A 16,881-nucleotide genomic window follows, 5' to 3' on the forward strand; every position below is an offset into this window, starting at 1 on the left:
CACTTCAAAAAAACTGCCAATTCAGCCATGGTGATGGTGGTGGTGCTCACCCTCATCACTCATCCGAACTATTGGCACAAGAATATCTACACTGCTGCCATCGGCAAAAAGCAGTCGCAACGGCAACTCCTCCCCCGCCTGCAGGCGCAGACCTTTAATCATTAAGTGAACTCCACCGGGAGCCATATCTACACTTGCCCCTGCAGCAATCGTCAGCTGATCCAGCGGGCGCATCCGGTTTATTCCGTTCTCCGATATAGTGGTATGCAGGTCTGCCGAAGCCTGTTCAACACCCGGCAGCTCCACACCTGTGAGTACCTGACTCGAATCACCAGTGTTGTGCAGCGACACAAAGGCAGCGCTCATCGAAGGTCCGGGAGGTGTTTCCCGGGCATACCCCTCCGCCGTAATTCCTATGGAATAGGCGCCCTTAGACACAAGGAGTGCGGTGATTAAAAAGGCAAATGCCAATACTTTTTTCATGGTGCCCCTCCGCTGGGCTTAATCAGAATCAGTTTCGCCGGATTCCCGACTTTGATATCTCCACGCACCCGATACCCGGGCACAGCCTCGCGCAGTTGCTGATAAACCCAACGGCCCTCAGCATCACTGCGCGCTACGATAATGACGCGCAGCTGCTCGCTGCGAATCCTGCCCGCTACTCGCTGCAACTGTTCCACCAGCCCGGCAGACCTTACTGCGAGTTCACCGGCTGGTAGACCTATCACCTCCCCTTGCGGTAAATCGAGCTGCGCTCTCCCCCGCTCACGGACCAACTGTGTACGCACTTCAGCCACCAGCGGATTGGCCGGGGCCAGCATCTCAGCCCGTTTCAACAGGGTATTCACCTCCCCAAAATCCCTGCGACGCAGGGCGTCTCGCGCCCGCTCAACATAGGTGACCACAATGGTTTGAATACCAGTTTCTGCCTTGCTGTTATCCGGTTGCAGTTGCAATACACGCAGGTAATAGTCGTAGGCACTGGCGCCGGCAGGCTGGGTTAGATGCCCTTTGCGTAGCGCCTGTTCCGCACGACTCAAAAAAAAGGAAATATTGTTGCGCCGAACCTGGTCTTGGGATGGCGTCTTTTTAGGGGCGGGAGGAGGGACAACCGTTTTAGGTGCGGGCTTATTGGATGAGCAGGCCCCCAGGCAAAATGCCAGTAGCAGTAAAACCCCAAGGCTGTGAAGGCGTTCAAATGACGGCAAAACAATCCCCTATTGTTGTTTTTTTGTACCACTGGCGTCGCTATACTGCTGCGGCGACTGAACCCCCGTCTGGTGCAGCAGTCTGAACTATGCGCCCGACTATAATGAATTTTTTCATCTATGGCTGTGATGACCAAAAGTTTCCGAAAAAATTTCCTCGTTCTGCTGACAATCCTGCTGGCCACAACCAGCATTGGAGCTACAGCGCAGAATTCCGATAACCCTTTTGCCTCGCTGAGCAGCGCCCAGGAAAACACTTTCCTGCCGGTCGATGAAGCTTATCAGCAAGATCTGCTCTTTGATGCCAACGGCCTCAGTGCACTCTTCCAGATTGCCCCAGAGTACTACCTCTATCGCGAAAAACTGGCGCTGTACAGGGTCGATAATGGTGAGAAAACTCCCATCCCCCTGAACCTGCCAACCGGTGAAGTCATTTGGGACGACTATTTCGAGAAAGAGACTGAGGTCTACCGAGGCCAGCTCGAATTTGCCCTGGAAATCCCTGAAACCAGCGGTTCTACCCAACTGGAGCTCCACTATCAAGGCTGCGCAGATGCCGGCCTTTGCTATCCACCTCAGACCCGATACTACAGTGTGGATTTTGCCAGTCAGGATATAGAACCGCAGGACAGCGCCTTAATTACAGGCGCACCCACTCCGCCAGCGAGTGCTGGCGGTGCCGCAGGCAATAGCAATGTCACCTTATCACTGGCGCTGCTTCTCGCATTTGCCGGTGGCCTGATCCTGAACCTGATGCCCTGTGTCTTCCCAGTACTGTCGATTAAATTACTAGCAGTGAGCCAGGCGGCACAAAATGCAAGCCAAAGGCACCACCACGGCTGGGCTTATACACTGGGCGTAGTTTTGAGCTTTGTGGCTATCGCCGCTGTGATGCTCGCCCTTCGCGCCGGCGGAGAGGCTGTCGGCTGGGGCTTCCAGCTTCAATCCCCCTGGTTGGTGGCAGCACTCGCCTACCTGTTTTTTATCATGGGGTTGAGTCTGTCCGGAATGACCGAGCTCGGCAGTAACCTGATGGGTATTGGCGGCAACCTGAATAAACGTCAGGGGTTGTCGGGCTCTGTGGCATCCGGCGCGCTGGCAACCCTGGTGGCCAGCCCCTGTACTGCACCGCTGATGGGCTCCGCACTGGGGTTTGCTGTTACGCAGCCCGCGCTAATTGCGCTAAGTGTTTTTGCCGCCCTTGGCGCCGGTATGGCGGCCCCCTTCCTGTTGTTGACCTATATCCCCGCTCTGGCGGAAAAGCTGCCCAAACCCGGCCCCTGGATGGATCGCCTGAAGCAGCTGTTGGCATTTCCGATGTATCTCACTGCGGTATGGCTACTGTGGGTTCTGGGCCGGCAAGCCGGGGGGGATGGGGTTGCCCTGGTACTGGCTGGTGCTGTAGCCATTGCATTTGCCCTGTGGCTTTGGCCGCGTCCGCAATGGCACTGGCTGCGCGGTTCCCTGGCCCTGGCCTCCCTGGCCTTGGCGGTTTTTCTACTTCCGCAACTGAAAACCATCAATCAGTCCGAACAATTGTCCAGCAGCGATTACTGGGAGCCCTATTCGGCAGAGAGACTGGAGACTGCGCGCAGTGAGGGGCGTGCAGTTCTGGCCAATATGACCGCGGCCTGGTGCATCACCTGCCTGATGAATGAGAAAGCTGTGCTGTCGAGCACCGAGGTCAGTGATGCTTTGGAGCGCCTCAACGTGGTCGCGCTGAAAGGAGATTGGACCAACCAGGATCCGCGAATCAGCGAATTATTGGCCAAATACGGGCGTACCAGTGTGCCGCTGTATCTCCTCTATCCCGCCGATGGGGGCGACGCAAAAATACTGCCGCAAATACTTTCTCAAGATGATTTACTACAGGAATTGGAGAACGCTGTGGACTCCCCTTTGAGCACTGGGGTGACTCAGTAAAGTTTTTGACGCCTTTGTAGCCAATAACCCAAGGTAAACAGGCCACAGCCCGGATATTTTGAACTAATTTTTTGCCCAATATCGCCGAACTGCTGCTAACTTCGATAAACTCCGAGTCTGGCATGGACAGGGAGTCACTTTTGCGGCAGACTCGGTTAATGAGTTCGGGCAGCTAGGCCGAAATTTCGAGTTTGCCCGCAAGATAGCCAATTTTAACCCACTTTATATGGGTTTTCGGCAACTTTCTTCAGGGCGAATTATGGCTAAACTTCTTCTCCTTCACGGCCCCAACCTAAATCTTTTAGGCAGTCGCGAACCGCACATCTACGGGTCTACCACCCTGGCGGATATCAATGAAGCCGCCGAGCGCCAGTGCGACGCCGCCGGCCACGAACTGGAAGTCCTGCAGAGCAATAGTGAATCAGCCCTGCTCGAACGAATCCACTTGGCGGCGACCAGTGGGGTCGACTTTATCGTGATCAATCCCGCTGCGTTCACCCATACCAGTGTCGCCTTGCGCGATGCCCTGGCAGCCGTTGCCATCCCGTTTATTGAGCTTCACCTGTCCAATCCCCACGCCAGGGAAGCTTTCCGACACCATTCCTATCTTTCAGATCTGGCCTGCGGCGTAATCTGTGGCTTTGGCGCCAACAGCTACACCCTGGCCTTACAGGCAGCCATCCACCAACTGGATGCCACACCTGCACAACAATGAATCAAACTGCGAGTAAATAACTATGGATATCCGCAAAATTAAAAAATTGATTGAGCTGCTCGAAGAATCGGATATCGGCGAGCTGGAAATCAAAGAAGGCGAAGAGTCCGTGCGCATCAGTCGCGGCGTCAGCAGCGCAGCCCAACCCGTTGCACCGATTTACAGCGCGCCTCCCGCACCGGTTGCCGCCCCCGCTGCTCCGGCGCCCAGCGCTCCTGCTGCCCCAGCTGAAAAAGAGTCCAAGCCGGCTATCAGCGGACACGCGGTAAAATCCCCGATGGTAGGCACCTATTACGCTGCCCCCAGCCCTGGCGCCGAGGCCTTCGTGAAAGTGGGCCAGCAGGTCAAAGTTGGCGATGTTGTGTGCATCGTCGAAGCGATGAAAATGATGAACCAGATCGAAGCCGACAAGGCCGGTACCATTGAGTCGATCCTGCTGGAAGACGGCCAACCGGTTGAGTTTGACCAGCCCCTCGTGACCATCGTCTGAGTGGGGTAAGTCACAATGTTCGACAAAATCCTAATCGCCAACCGCGGCGAAATCGCCTTGCGGATTTTGCGCGCCTGTAAAGAGATGGGCATCGCCACTGTGGCGGTGCACTCTTTGGTAGACCGCAATCTCAAGCATGTACGCCTGGCCGACGAATCTGTATGTATCGGCCCCAACCCATCCCCGCAGAGCTACCTAAATGTGCCGGCCCTGATCTCCGCCATGGAAATCACCGACGCAGTAGCCGTGCACCCCGGCTATGGCTTTCTCGCAGAGAACGCGGACTTCGCCGAGCAGGTGCAAAAGAGCGGCTTTACCTTTATTGGCCCTGACCCGGATGTGATCCGCCTGATGGGGGACAAGGTGTCTGCAATTGCCGCCATGAAAAAGGCTGGCGTTCCCACCGTTCCAGGCTCTGACGGCCCGCTGCCCGATAATAGCGAACGCTGCATGGAGATCGGCCGCAGCATCGGTTATCCGGTCATTATTAAAGCTGCCGCCGGTGGCGGTGGTCGCGGCATGCGCGTAGTAGAAAGGGAAGAGGAACTGGTGAACGCGATTGCCGTGACCAAGTCCGAAGCCCAGGCGGCCTTCGGTGACGGCACCGTCTACATGGAAAAATTCCTGCAGAATCCCCGCCATGTTGAGATCCAGGTAATGGCCGATGGCCAGGGCAACGCCATCCATCTGGGCGATCGCGACTGCTCCCTGCAGCGCCGCCATCAAAAAGTTTTGGAAGAAGCCCCAGCTCCGGGCATTCCCGATGAGGTACGCGAGCAGGTACATGAGTCCTGTGTACAAGCCTGTATCGATATCGGCTATCGCGGCGCGGGTACTTTTGAATTCCTGTATGAAAATGAGCGCTTCTACTTTATCGAAATGAACACCCGTATCCAGGTGGAGCACCCCGTTACCGAAATGGTAACCGGCGTCGACCTGATCAAGGAGCAGATTCGGGTTTGTGCCGGTGAGAAGCTATCCCTGAAGCAGGAAGATATCGTAATCAAAGGTCACGCCTTTGAGTGCCGTATCAATGCCGAAGACCCACAGACCTTCTTCCCCAGCCCCGGCAAGGTAAACAACTTCCATATGCCTGGCGGCCTGGGTGTGCGGGTCGACTCCCATCTCTACTCCGGATACTCGGTACCCCCCAACTACGATTCCATGATCGCCAAGCTGATCACCCATGCGGAAGATCGTGAAACCGCGTTGGCGCGTATGCGTGTGGCCCTGTCGGAGCTGGTAGTGGACGGCATCAAAACCAATATTCCCCTACAGGAAGAGTTGGTACGAGATGAAAACTTTGCCAAGGGTGGGGTCAATATCCACTACCTGGAGAAGAAGTTAGGTCTTTAAGCGCTCGCCAGCCGGGGCAAAGTTAGCGAGAATTGCGGCAAACAAAACGACACTGAACCTTGCCATGGATGGCGTGGCAAGCGTCGTTATCTGAGTGCGGCCCGGCCGCAACAATGCCGTAAACATCGCTATAACAATTCCGGAATAATTATGCCCTGGCTACAACTCCGCGTGGACACCGACCGTGATCACGCGGAAAAAATCGAAGACGCACTGCTTTTTGCCGGTGCCGTATCTGTCACCCTGCAAGACAACGCTGACCAACCGATCCTTGAACCCGGGCTCGGAGAGGTGCCCCTATGGGAGCAAACACGGGTTACCGGGTTGTTCGATGCGGAAGTGGATACCTCAGTTACCGAGGCAAAAGCAGCTTCCTTCCTATGCGAAATGTTGCCCAATGCCCGCTGGGAGCAACTTGAGGACAAGGATTGGGAGCGAGAGTGGATGACCCACTACAAACCCATCCAGTGCGGCCCCAATTTATGGATCTGCCCCAGCTGGTGTGAACCACCACAGCCAGACGCCGTGAACCTGCTGCTCGATCCGGGCCTTGCCTTCGGCACTGGCACGCACCCAACTACTTTCCTATGTCTGCAATGGTTGGCGCAGCAGGAACTCGCAGGTAAGAGTGCCATCGACTTCGGTTGCGGCTCGGGCATTCTGGGAATTAGCGCACTACTACTGGGAGCAGAGCGAGTTCTCGGCACCGATATCGATCCCCAGGCATTGCTCGCCAGCCGCGACAATGCCCAGCGCAACGGCATAAACCCCGAGCGCTTCCCGGTCTACCTGCCAGAACAAATGCCGAGCGAAGCCGCCGATGTTATGTTGGCCAATATCCTCGCCGGTCCCCTTGTAGAACTCGCCCCTCAACTGATACAGCTCACTCAATTGGGCGGAAAAATCTGTCTGTCCGGCATCCTCAGTTCCCAGGCAGAGCAGGTGAAAAATGCTTACAGCGAATGGATTGAGTTCGATCCTGACGGCGAACACGAGGGATGGGTCAGACTGACAGGCAAGCGGGTGCGCTAAATGCGCTCCCCAGCACTACGCGGGACCCCTTTGGGCTGATAAACTTGGCTGCTAAATAAACTGCGCTCTAGTCGAATGTCTCAACTGGTAACCCGCTGCCCTCATTGCAGCACATCATTTCATATTAATGACCAGCAACTGCGCGCTGCCCGCGGCGCCGTTCGCTGTGGGTCTTGCCTGCAGGTGTTTCGCGCAGACGAAAATATCGTTTTCTCAGAAAGTGATAGCGAGAGCCGCAATGATTTGGAGGCTTTGCTGGAAGACGATGACTTCCTGATCCACGACGATATCGAGCTCGACGAGGACGAACCCGCCACCCCGCCATCTCCACCAGCTGTAGATCAAACTGCCGGTCGGGAGAGTGCAACCAATGAGGGGGCACCTGACAGCGCGCCCAAATCTGAACCAAAAGAATATAGTGCAGCAGCGCAGGAATTAATTGGTGACGCCTTTGGCGACCATGAGTGGCAGGAGCTGGAAGCATCTCACACCGAAGAGGAAGCGGAACCCGAAGAGGACCTGGATAAAATCCTCAAGCCGGACTGGGAAGAACTTCCTGATTTTGATTCTGACCCTTCGCCCGAGTACAACGGCCAACCTGAAGTACCGGAGTTTGAAACTTCTAGCTCCCTCGCTGAGGAATCGTCTTGGGACAACAATGAGCCTGCAGTATCAACCGAGTCTGTAGATACACCTCCCCCCACTGAGGAAAGCCGCCAGGAGCCTTACTTCGGTGGCGAATCTACCACTGCTGAAGAGCCGCAGCGGGAGCAATTGATCTCAGCCATCCAGCCCGCGCCTGTGGAGATGTCGTGGGGAGTCCCCAAAAAGAAACGCACCGCCTCTCCCTGGCTATGGCGCGCATTGATTCCCCTATCGATCCTCGGCATAGTGATTCAGGTTGCATACTTCCAGTTCGATAGCCTCAGCCGCAAACAACCCTGGCGCGACTTCTATGCTGCCGCCTGCCCACTATTCGGCTGCACCTTACCTCAACTAAAAGATACCCGGGCGATCCAGGCCACAAACTTAATGGTGCGTACCCACCCGCAGCTGCAGGGCGCCCTGGTAGTGGATGCAGTGCTGCTAAATACCGCCCCCTACGCACAACCCTTCCCCAACCTGTTGCTGAACTTCAGCGACCTGAAGGACAAGGCTGTGGCCAGTCGCCGGTTTACCCCGAACGAGTACCTACAGGGGGAGTTGGCCGGACGCAAACTAATGCCCCAGGACAGCCCCATTCATATCGCGATTGAGGTGGTTGACCCCGGTGCAGAAGCGGTAAACTACGAGTTGAACATCACTCACTGAGCGCACACAAGCACCCCGGCCAAGTTTTTAGCAAAGGGGATTTGGCGCCATAAACAACCAAACCTGCGCATTCAGCAGGCTAAATGAACAGTGTTCGATCAAATTGCCCGCTTTTTCGCTTTGCCATTAACGGGCCAGCCGCTATCATAGGCGGCTGTTTTGCCGGGGCACAGATTGCCCTTCCTACAGCCCAAATGGAGCTACCGTGTCTACTGCCATTGGCCCCTATATTATCGACAACCCGGTAATTCTGGCGCCCATGGCCGGTGTCACCGACCGCCCCTTCCGCCAGCTGTGCCGAGAACTCGGCGCCGGATTGGTGGTTTCGGAGATGGTGACCTCGGACACTCGCCTGTGGAACAGCCGCAAGTCCCGCTTGCGCCTGGATCACGGTGGCGAAGCGGCGCCCATATCGGTGCAGATCGCCGGCGGTGATCCTGAGATGATGGCGGAAGCCGCTCGGGAGAATGCTCGTCGCGGCGCGCAAATCATCGATATTAATATGGGTTGCCCGGCAAAAAAGGTGTGTAAGAAAGCAGCGGGCTCCGCCCTGCTGCGGGATGAAAAGCTGGTAGCGGATATTCTTCAAGCCGTGGTCCAGTCTGTTTCCGTCCCGGTGACGCTAAAGATCCGCACCGGCTGGTGCCCGGATTCCCGCAATGGCGTCACTGTAGCCAAAATGGCCGAGGATTCCGGGGTCGCTGCACTGGCGGTTCACGGTCGCACTCGCGCCTGTGGCTACCACGGACAGGCTGAATTCGATACCATTGCCGAAATTGTATCCAGGGTAAAAATCCCGGTTTTTGCCAATGGCGACATCTGCAGTGCTGAGAGAGCCCGAGAGGTGCTCGATTACACTGGCGCATCGGCGGTCATGATTGGCCGTGCAGCACAGGGACGACCATGGATTTTTCGGGAAATAGCCCACTATCTCGCCACTGGCGAGCGGCTACCCGAACCGACATTGGATGAAGTCAGGAATATTTTGCTCGCCCATTTGGGCGAACTACACCGATTCTACGGTGAAGTGATGGGGGTCCGTATCGCTCGCAAACATGTGGGCTGGTACTTGAAGACGCTCGCGGATAGCGAGTCCTTCCGCAAGACCTTTTTCCAAATAGAGAGTGCAGAAGTACAACATGCCAGCGTTCACGAGTGGTTTGAACGCCGAATAACGAGAGGGGCACAAGCGGCATGAACAACGAAGTATTAATTCCGGATACTGGCAATGAAGAAGTATCCTCCAGGGGACAGACTCAACTGGCACAGCCACAGCAGCAGTCCCTGCGCGATGCCGTCGAGCACGCAATGGAGAACTACTTCCGCCACCTGGATGGCCAGATGGTAACCGATGTCTACGACATGGTGCTGTCGGAGATCGAAGCGCCCATGCTCGAAGTGGTGATGAAATACACCCGCCACAACCAGACCCGCGCCGCGCAATTACTGGGTCTCAACCGTGGCACCCTGCGCAAGAAGCTGAAGCGCTACGGCCTGCTGTAAGCTTCCCACCGAGCGAAATTTTGAAGGGGGATGAGGTAACTCATCCCCCTTCGCTATTTTCCCGGCAGCGTTTTTGTTGCCACAGTGGACAACCGCTAAAACCCTTTAAACATCCTTTTCGAAAACCAGTTGGATCAAGTGCAATGACAGACAAGGTTTCCATCCGCCGCGCTCTAATTAGTGTCTCTGACAAGAGTGGCATTGTAGAGTTCGCTCAACAGCTCTCCGCAATGGGGGTTGAGATTCTTTCCACCGGCGGAACCCACCGCCAGCTCAAGGAAGCGGGTATTCCCGTGGTAGAAGTTTCCGACTACACCGGCTTCCCCGAAATGATGGACGGCCGTGTCAAAACTCTGCACCCGAAAGTACACGGTGGCATTCTGGGGCGCCGTGGTACCGATGATGCCATCATGGGCGAGCACGGTATCACCCCGATCGATATGGTGGTGGTTAACCTCTACCCCTTCGCTCAAACCGTTGCCAAGCCCGACTGTTCCCTCGAAGACGCTATCGAGAACATCGATATCGGCGGCCCTACCATGGTTCGCGCTGCCGCCAAGAACCACAAAGATGTCACTATCGTGGTCAATGCCAGCGATTACGGCAAGATCATCGAGGAGATGAAAGCTAACGATGGTGCCCTGAGCCACGTCAGCCGCTTTGATCTGGCGGTAAAAGCCTTCGAACACACTGCGGGCTACGACGGCGCTATTGCCAATTACCTGGGCGCCATTAAAGGCGAAGAAAAGCAGCTGTTCCCGCGCACCTACAACAGCCAATTTATCAAGAAACTGGATCTACGCTACGGTGAGAACCCGCACCAGAAATCCGCTTTCTATACCGAAGCCAACCCAGCTGAGGCCAGTATTTCCACTGCCACCCAGCTGCAGGGCAAAGAGCTGTCCTACAACAATATCGCCGATACCGATGCCGCACTGGAGTGCGTTAAGTCCTTCGAGCAACCCGCCTGCGTGATCGTTAAACACGCCAACCCCTGTGGTGTGGCGATCGCTGAAGATATTCGCACGGCCTACGACCTGGCTTTCGCTACCGACAGCGAATCCGCCTTTGGCGGTATCATCGCCTTCAACCGGGAACTCGATGGCGCCACTGCCCGCGCTATCGTCGAGCGACAGTTTGTTGAAGTCATCATCGCACCGTCAGTCTCCGAAGAGGTCAAACAGGCCGTTGCCGAGAAGAAGAACCTGCGCCTGCTGGTATGCGGCCAGTGGAGCAGCGAGCGCACCCCGGCGCTGGACTACAAGCGCGTCAATGGCGGCCTGCTGGTTCAGGACCGCGACGACGGCCTGATCACCGCTGCCGACCTGAAAGTGGTCTCCAAGCGCCAGCCCACTGAAGAGGAAATCCGCGATCTGCTGTTTACCTGGAAAGTGGCCAAGTTCGTAAAATCCAATGCCATCGTATACGGCAAAGACGGTCGCACTGTGGGCGTAGGCGCAGGCCAGATGAGCCGCGTAAACTCCGCGCGTATCGCCGCGATCAAGGCCGAGCACGCCGGCCTCGCCGTTGCAGGATCCGTTATGGCTTCCGATGCCTTCTTCCCCTTCCGCGACGGCATCGATAATGCTGCCGCTGTAGGAATCCAGGCGGTCATCCAGCCCGGCGGCTCCATGCGCGATGAAGAAGTGATCGCCGCAGCGGACGAGCACAATATGGCCATGGTATTTACCGGTATGCGCCACTTCCGCCACTAAGATTGTACGCCCGCAAATGCTTATTGCTGCGGGCTATGATCAACGGGCTGGGAAGTATCGATACTTCCCAGCCCGCACAAATCATTTGAATCCAGGGGCGAGACTCAGGCCCCAGAATCAATTCCACGTTAAACTAGCACACCTATAACCTGTGCAATGGACCGGATCGGTCGACTTAGGGGGATTTAAGAATGAACGTATTGGTTATCGGATCAGGTGGCCGCGAGCACGCTCTGGCGTGGAAAGCAGCGCAAAACCCAAATGTCGGCACCGTCTATGTTGCCCCAGGCAACGCCGGCACTGCCCGCGAACCCAAGCTGGAAAATATCGCGATCGGTGTGGATAACTTCGCCGCCCTGGCAGATTTCGCCGAAGAAAACGGCGTAGAACTAACTATTGTCGGCCCGGAAGCACCGCTGGTAGAGGGTATTGTCGATTTCTTTAATGCCCGTGGCCTCGCTATTTTTGGCCCCAGCAAAGGCGCCTCCCAACTGGAGGGCTCCAAAGCCTTTACCAAGGACTTTCTCGAGCGCCACAAAATCCCCACCGCTGCCTACCGCAATTTCACCGAAGTGGAGCCGGCGGTTGCCTACATTCGCGAGCGCGGCGCGCCCATCGTGGTTAAAGCCGACGGCTTGGCTGCGGGCAAGGGTGTAATCGTTGCCGAAACCGAAGAGCAGGCTGAGCTCGCTGTACGCGATATGCTGTCTGGAAACGCCTTTGGTGAAGCCGGCTGCCGCGTGGTTATCGAGGAGTTCCTCCAGGGTGAGGAAGCGAGCTTTATCGTGATGGTGGATGGTGAAAATATCCTGCCGATGGCCACCAGCCAGGATCACAAGCGCGTTGGCGATGGCGATACCGGCCCTAATACGGGCGGTATGGGTGCCTACTCCCCGGCACCGGTGGTGACTGACACCATTTACCAGCGCATTATGCAAGAGGTAATCGAACCCACCGTTAAAGGCCTGGCCTCTGAGGGTACGCCCTACACCGGTTTCCTTTACGCCGGCCTGATGATCGACAGCGACGGTACTCCGAAGGTTATCGAGTACAACTGCCGCTTTGGCGATCCGGAAACCCAGCCAATTATGATTCGTCTGAAGTCGGACCTGGTCGACCTGTGCATGGCTGCTCTGGACAAGAAGCTGGACACTGTCACTGCTGAGTGGGACCCCCGCCCAGCCCTGGGTGTGGTACTTGCCGCTCACGGCTATCCCGGCAGCTACCGCAAAGGCGATGCCATCAGCGGCCTAGACAAAGCAGACAGTGACAATGCCAAGGTCTTCCACGCCGGTACCGCACTGGATGGTGAGCGCGTAGTCACCAATGGTGGCCGGGTGTTGTGCGCAACAGCAATGGGAGATACCGTCGCTAAAGCTCAGGAAAATGCCTATGAATCAGCTCGGGCTATCTACTGGGACGGCGTGTTCTTCCGGAAAGATATCGGCTACCGCGCTGTCGAAAGAGAAAAGGTTTCTGCAGAGCAGCAGGACTAACAGCTGGCCTCGGCGGCCGCTCATAAGCGGTCGCCTCCCACAGGGAGCAGAATACTATGAGTAAACGCAGCCTCAGCGGACTCGACCGCCTGTTAATTCAAGCGGATCGGGCTCTGCGCACCCTGAGCCCCGGCGAACCCTGCCACGGCCGGGCATCCCCGGCGAAGGGTGAAGCCGAGACAGACCTCACCGACAGCGAACGCAAACACGCCGCTGGCCTTATGCGGGTCAACCATAGCGGTGAAGTCTGCGCCCAGGCGCTCTACCAGGGCCAGGCCCTGACAGCCAAGCTGCCCGAGGTGCGGGGGGAAATGGAGCGCGCTGCCGATGAGGAGATCGACCATCTGGCCTGGTGTGAACAGCGCTTGAAGGAATTGGACAGCCGCCCCAGCCTACTCAACCCGCTGTGGTATGGCATGTCCTTTGGGCTCGGCGCCGCCGCCGGGAAAATCAGCGACCGAATCAGCCTCGGTTTTGTGGCCGCTACGGAAGACCAGGTGTGTAAACATCTTGAGAGCCACCTCGAAAAGCTTCCCGCCGACGACAAGAGAAGCCGTGCGGTAGTGGAACAGATGTTAATTGACGAAGACGAGCACGCCCACGCCGCACTGGCCGCCGGTGGTGCCCGCTTCCCCGCTCCGGTAAAAGGAGTGATGTCTCTGGTATCCAAAGTAATGACTTCAGCCAGTTATAAGATCTGACCGTTACTCTTCACTCACTAAAACGACTTGGATTTTAGGGAGGTTACGCCCAGTATCCTCCCTTTCCTCCCTTTCCTCCCTTTCCTCCCTGCTAATTTCCTTTCAAGCTTCTTCAACGCTGTAGCTGTGCACAATCTCGACGCCCGCATTGCGCAACATGATGGAGCCTGAGCAGTATTTCTCTGCGGAGAGTTCCACTGCACGGGCAACATGGGATTCCTTCAATCCGCGACCGCGCACTACAAACTTCATTTCAATTCGCTCAAACGGCGATGGGGTTGTATCCGGGCGCACACCTTCCAGTTCGCAATGACAGGAAATAATGTCTTGTCTCGCCTTCTGTAAAATACTCACCACATCGTAAGCCGCGCAGCCACCGACGCCCAGCAAAATCATTTCCATCGGGCGCACACCATTATTTGTGCGGCCGCCTTCCATCACTACCGAATTACCACTGCCGGCTTCACCGACAAAGGTTAAATCATTTACCCAGGTTACTTTCCCCTGCATCACTCCACTCCCATTAAAACTTCAGCGGCGAAGCTTAGCATATTGGCGAAGTCTATCCCGGCACCTGTATGTTTCCGGTATAGTGTCTGGTACGCCTCCGCGCGAAAGCCGAATGACGCATGATCAAATGCTTTTTCTATGAACGCATCGTGGTTTATGAAGTCCAAGCGACCCAGTGCCATAGTGTCACAGGTCACACTGCGGAACTTTGCCGCGGTCAGCCCCTGTTGGGGATTTTGTTTTCGCGCGATAATTCAATAGTGCTCAGCTGCTAAAGCCGGGATAGAGCACAAGACAAAAAATGAGGAATAAATCCGTGACGGTTGCTATCGAAGACCCCATGACTATCGGCAATATTGAAGACTTTCTGGCCCACTGCCACCGGCGTCGCTACCCGGCCAAGAGCACAATTATCTATGCTGGCGACCGCTGTGAATCCCTTTATTTCATTATGCGCGGTTCCGTTACAGTTCTGATTGAGGACGATGAAGGCCGCGAGATGATCGTTGCCTACCTCAACGACGGAGACTTTTTCGGTGAGATGGGCCTGTTCGATCAGGACACCCGCAGTGCCTGGGTCCGCACCAAAACCGAGTGTGAGGTGGCAGAAATCTCCTACACCAAGTTCCAGGAACTCACTCGCCAGCACCCAGAGTTTCTTTTTGCCCTGGCCACCCAAATGGCAGGCCGCCTGCGCAACACCACACGCAAAGTTGGTGATCTCGCCTTCCTGGATGTCACCGGGCGTGTCGCTCGCACCCTGCTCGACCTCTGCAATGAGCCGGATGCAATGACTCACCCCGAGGGCATGCAAATAAAAATCACCCGCCAGGAAATTGGCCGTATCGTCGGCTGCTCCCGGGAAATGGTGGGCCGCGTATTAAAAACCCTGGAAGAACAGGGCCTGGTTTCCGTTAAAGGTAAAACCATGGTGGTGTACGGTACCCGCTAGTAACCGAATAAATACACCGCATAAAAAAAGGGCGATTTTTACATCGCCCTTTTTTATTTCTACTACTGGAGTAAGCGGTCAGTTAAACATTTCCATCAATTTTCTGCCCGGCTCCTCCTCCCGCATAAAGGCCTCTCCCACCAGGAAAGCATTGACGTTATGACCACGCATCGCCGCAACATCATCTGTGGTATGAATACCACTTTCCGTGACCACAAGACGGTCGTCGGGGATCAAGTCCAGTAACTTAAAGGTATTTTCCAGCTGCACATCGAAAGTGTGCAGATTGCGATTATTGATGCCGATTAAGCGGTTAGGTAATGCCAGGGCCCTCTCCAACTCCTTGTGGTTATGCACTTCCACCAAGACATCCAAACCCAACTCCAAAGCGAGCCCGTTGAGATCCGCCATCTGTGGATCTTCCAGGCAGGCTGCAATCAGCAAAATACAGTCGGCCCCAATCGCGCGAGCTTCATAGATTTGGTAGGGATCAACGGTAAAGTCCTTGCGCAGCACCGGTAGGCGTACGGCATCTCGGGCCTGCTGCAAGTAATTATCTGCACCCTGAAAAAAGTCGACATCGGTTAGTACTGACAGACAAGCCGCGCCACCTTTTTCATAGCTGGTAGCAATTTCTGCAGGAAGGAAATCCTCGCGAATCACGCCTTTACTGGGAGAGGCTTTTTTAATTTCGGCAATTACTGCAGCCTCACCAGTGGAAATCTTGCGATCCACTGCATCGACAAAGCCTCTCACCGGTTCCTGATCCCTGGCGCGAAGGCGAACTTCGTCGGTGGAGCACTCAGCCTTCCGCTCAGCAACCTCCTGCCACTTGCGCTCGACAATTGTTTTTAAAATGGTCGGTGTACTCACGATTGAATTTCCTCTGGGCGAAACGCACTGGTAAACGCGGCAAGATCGTTAATTTTCCCTCCGGCGAGACCGCTGTCGATAGCATCTTGTGCCATAGCGACACCTTGCTCTGCAGAGTGCGCAACGCCGCTGACATAAATTGCCAGGCCTGCGTTAAGCGCAATAATATCCGCGGCTTTTTGCCCCGCCTCAGTATTGCGCTTACCCAGCGCATTGCGAATCAGGGCCAGGGAGTCCTCGGAACCAGAAACACTAAGATCAGAGAGGTCACGGCGCAGCAAGCCAAAGTCTTCAGGCTTGAGGGTATATTCCTGCAAGGCACCATCCTTTAATTCCACAGCAAAGGTATCCGCAGCAATACTGGCTTCATCGAGCCCATCATCACTATGTAAAACCAGCACATGCTCTGAACCGAGCTTTTGCAGAACCTCAGCCAACAGGCGACAGTAGCGCTTGTCATACACACCGATTACTTTGCGCTTTACCCCCGCCGGATTTGTCATCGGCCCGAGTAGATTGAAGATGGTACGCAGTCCCAATGCCTTTCGCGATGGGCCAACGTGGCGCATTGCATTGTGAAAGCTGGGCGCAAACATAAAGCCAATACCGATAGTCTCTACGCAACGCGCCATCTGCGAGGGACTCAATTCCAAAAATACGCCGGCGTGCTCAAGCAGGTCCGCAGAACCACTACTGGACGACACCGAGCGATTGCCATGCTTGGCTACCTTAGCTCCGGCAGCAGCTGCAACAAAGCTGCTCGCACTGGACACGTTAAATAGATTGGCGCCATCGCCACCGGTGCCGACAATATCAACTGTGTTTTCCAGGTCGAGCTCAACCTTTACCGCCAGCTCACGCATGGTTTCCACTGCGCCGACAATTTCATCGACTGTCTCACCGCGTATACGCAGTGCTATAAGGAGTGCGCCTATCTGTGACTCCAGCGCTTCGCCACGCATAATCTGGCCCACGGTTTCGCGCATTTCTTCACGAGTAAGGTGTTCGCCATCCACCAGTTTGGCAATGGCCTGTTGAATATTCATTTTTCCCCCTTTGCCCCACTCTGGTTATTGATTCTGGCGGGACCTGCCCG

The 16,881-nt window shown here is 55.7% G+C and carries 17 protein-coding genes; 12 read left to right on the forward strand and 5 right to left on the reverse strand.

The features are described 5' to 3' along the window. Positions 1-21: 21 nt before the first annotated feature. Together ACJJIS_RS19510 and ACJJIS_RS19515 are read right to left on the reverse strand one after the other, a co-directional pair. Positions 22-483 (reverse strand): copper chaperone PCu(A)C, encoded by a 462-nt coding sequence (locus ACJJIS_RS19510; RefSeq protein WP_413664261.1) that lies wholly within the window; start codon positions 481-483, stop codon positions 22-24. After that, complete coding sequence (locus ACJJIS_RS19515; RefSeq protein ID WP_475708851.1) at positions 480-1,208, reverse strand: N-acetylglucosaminyltransferase; 729 nt, start codon at positions 1,206-1,208, stop codon at positions 480-482. The genes ACJJIS_RS19510 and ACJJIS_RS19515 overlap by 4 nt, the downstream gene beginning before the upstream one ends. Before the next feature lie 129 nt (positions 1,209-1,337). Here ACJJIS_RS19515 and ACJJIS_RS19520 point away from each other — a divergent pair, with 129 nt between their 5' ends. From ACJJIS_RS19520 to coq7, 11 genes are all read left to right on the forward strand, one after another. Further along, on the forward strand, positions 1,338-3,131 hold the full coding sequence (locus ACJJIS_RS19520; RefSeq protein ID WP_475708852.1) for a protein-disulfide reductase DsbD family protein: 1,794 nt from the start codon (positions 1,338-1,340) through the stop codon (positions 3,129-3,131). Between the two features lie 259 nt (positions 3,132-3,390). Then, on the forward strand, positions 3,391-3,846 hold the full coding sequence (aroQ, locus tag ACJJIS_RS19525) for a type II 3-dehydroquinate dehydratase (RefSeq protein ID WP_282934435.1): 456 nt from the start codon (positions 3,391-3,393) through the stop codon (positions 3,844-3,846). 22 nt (positions 3,847-3,868) lie between these two features. Beyond that, positions 3,869-4,336 (forward strand): acetyl-CoA carboxylase biotin carboxyl carrier protein, encoded by a 468-nt coding sequence (accB, locus tag ACJJIS_RS19530; RefSeq protein WP_282934436.1) that lies wholly within the window; start codon positions 3,869-3,871, stop codon positions 4,334-4,336. 15 nt (positions 4,337-4,351) lie between these two features. Beyond that, a complete protein-coding gene (gene accC / locus ACJJIS_RS19535) occupies positions 4,352-5,692 on the forward strand; it encodes an acetyl-CoA carboxylase biotin carboxylase subunit (RefSeq protein ID WP_444912054.1) in 1,341 nt (446 codons plus the stop codon). A 150-nt stretch (positions 5,693-5,842) separates the two neighbouring features. Continuing rightward, a complete protein-coding gene (gene prmA, locus ACJJIS_RS19540; protein WP_475708853.1) occupies positions 5,843-6,724 on the forward strand; it encodes a 50S ribosomal protein L11 methyltransferase in 882 nt (293 codons plus the stop codon). Positions 6,725-6,799: 75 nt separating this feature from the next. Beyond that, a complete protein-coding gene (locus tag ACJJIS_RS19545; RefSeq protein ID WP_445360602.1) occupies positions 6,800-8,035 on the forward strand; it encodes a DUF3426 domain-containing protein in 1,236 nt (411 codons plus the stop codon). A 205-nt stretch (positions 8,036-8,240) separates the two neighbouring features. After that, positions 8,241-9,233 carry a tRNA dihydrouridine synthase DusB gene (gene dusB, locus ACJJIS_RS19550; RefSeq protein WP_475708854.1) on the forward strand — a complete coding sequence of 331 codons (993 nt, stop codon included), beginning with the start codon at positions 8,241-8,243 and terminating at the stop codon, positions 9,231-9,233. Further along, positions 9,230-9,538: a DNA-binding transcriptional regulator Fis gene (gene fis / locus ACJJIS_RS19555; RefSeq protein WP_020411495.1), complete on the forward strand. Its 309-nt coding sequence runs from the start codon at positions 9,230-9,232 to the stop codon at positions 9,536-9,538. The genes dusB and fis overlap by 4 nt, the downstream gene beginning before the upstream one ends. Before the next feature lie 143 nt (positions 9,539-9,681). Beyond that, positions 9,682-11,253: a bifunctional phosphoribosylaminoimidazolecarboxamide formyltransferase/IMP cyclohydrolase gene (purH, locus tag ACJJIS_RS19560; RefSeq protein WP_475708855.1), complete on the forward strand. Its 1,572-nt coding sequence runs from the start codon at positions 9,682-9,684 to the stop codon at positions 11,251-11,253. Between the two features lie 191 nt (positions 11,254-11,444). Further along, complete coding sequence (gene purD / locus ACJJIS_RS19565) at positions 11,445-12,749, forward strand: phosphoribosylamine--glycine ligase (RefSeq protein WP_475708856.1); 1,305 nt, start codon at positions 11,445-11,447, stop codon at positions 12,747-12,749. A 56-nt stretch (positions 12,750-12,805) separates the two neighbouring features. Then, the gene (gene coq7, locus ACJJIS_RS19570) at positions 12,806-13,450 is read left to right on the forward strand and encodes a 2-polyprenyl-3-methyl-6-methoxy-1,4-benzoquinone monooxygenase (RefSeq protein WP_108731610.1); all 645 of its coding nucleotides are present in this window, start codon (positions 12,806-12,808) and stop codon (positions 13,448-13,450) included. Positions 13,451-13,552: 102 nt separating this feature from the next. On the opposite strand, the gene ACJJIS_RS19575 is transcribed toward coq7, so the two are convergent. After that, positions 13,553-13,960: an OsmC family protein gene (locus ACJJIS_RS19575; protein WP_282934442.1), complete on the reverse strand. Its 408-nt coding sequence runs from the start codon at positions 13,958-13,960 to the stop codon at positions 13,553-13,555. A gap of 301 nt (positions 13,961-14,261) precedes the next feature. Here ACJJIS_RS19575 and crp point away from each other — a divergent pair, with 301 nt between their 5' ends. After that, the gene (gene crp / locus ACJJIS_RS19580; protein ID WP_051089460.1) at positions 14,262-14,912 is read left to right on the forward strand and encodes a cAMP-activated global transcriptional regulator CRP; all 651 of its coding nucleotides are present in this window, start codon (positions 14,262-14,264) and stop codon (positions 14,910-14,912) included. A 78-nt stretch (positions 14,913-14,990) separates the two neighbouring features. On the opposite strand, the gene trpC is transcribed toward crp, so the two are convergent. Beyond that, positions 14,991-15,788, reverse strand: coding sequence for an indole-3-glycerol phosphate synthase TrpC (gene trpC, locus ACJJIS_RS19585; RefSeq protein WP_444916172.1), 798 nt, complete (start codon positions 15,786-15,788; stop codon positions 14,991-14,993). Continuing rightward, positions 15,782-16,831, reverse strand: a complete 1,050-nt coding sequence (gene trpD / locus ACJJIS_RS19590) for an anthranilate phosphoribosyltransferase (protein ID WP_475708857.1) — start codon at positions 16,829-16,831, stop codon at positions 15,782-15,784. Before trpD ends, trpC begins: the two co-directional genes overlap by 7 nt. Positions 16,832-16,881 lie beyond the last annotated feature (50 nt).

This window comes from Microbulbifer maximicatervae (SeqCode) (assembly GCF_056231245.1).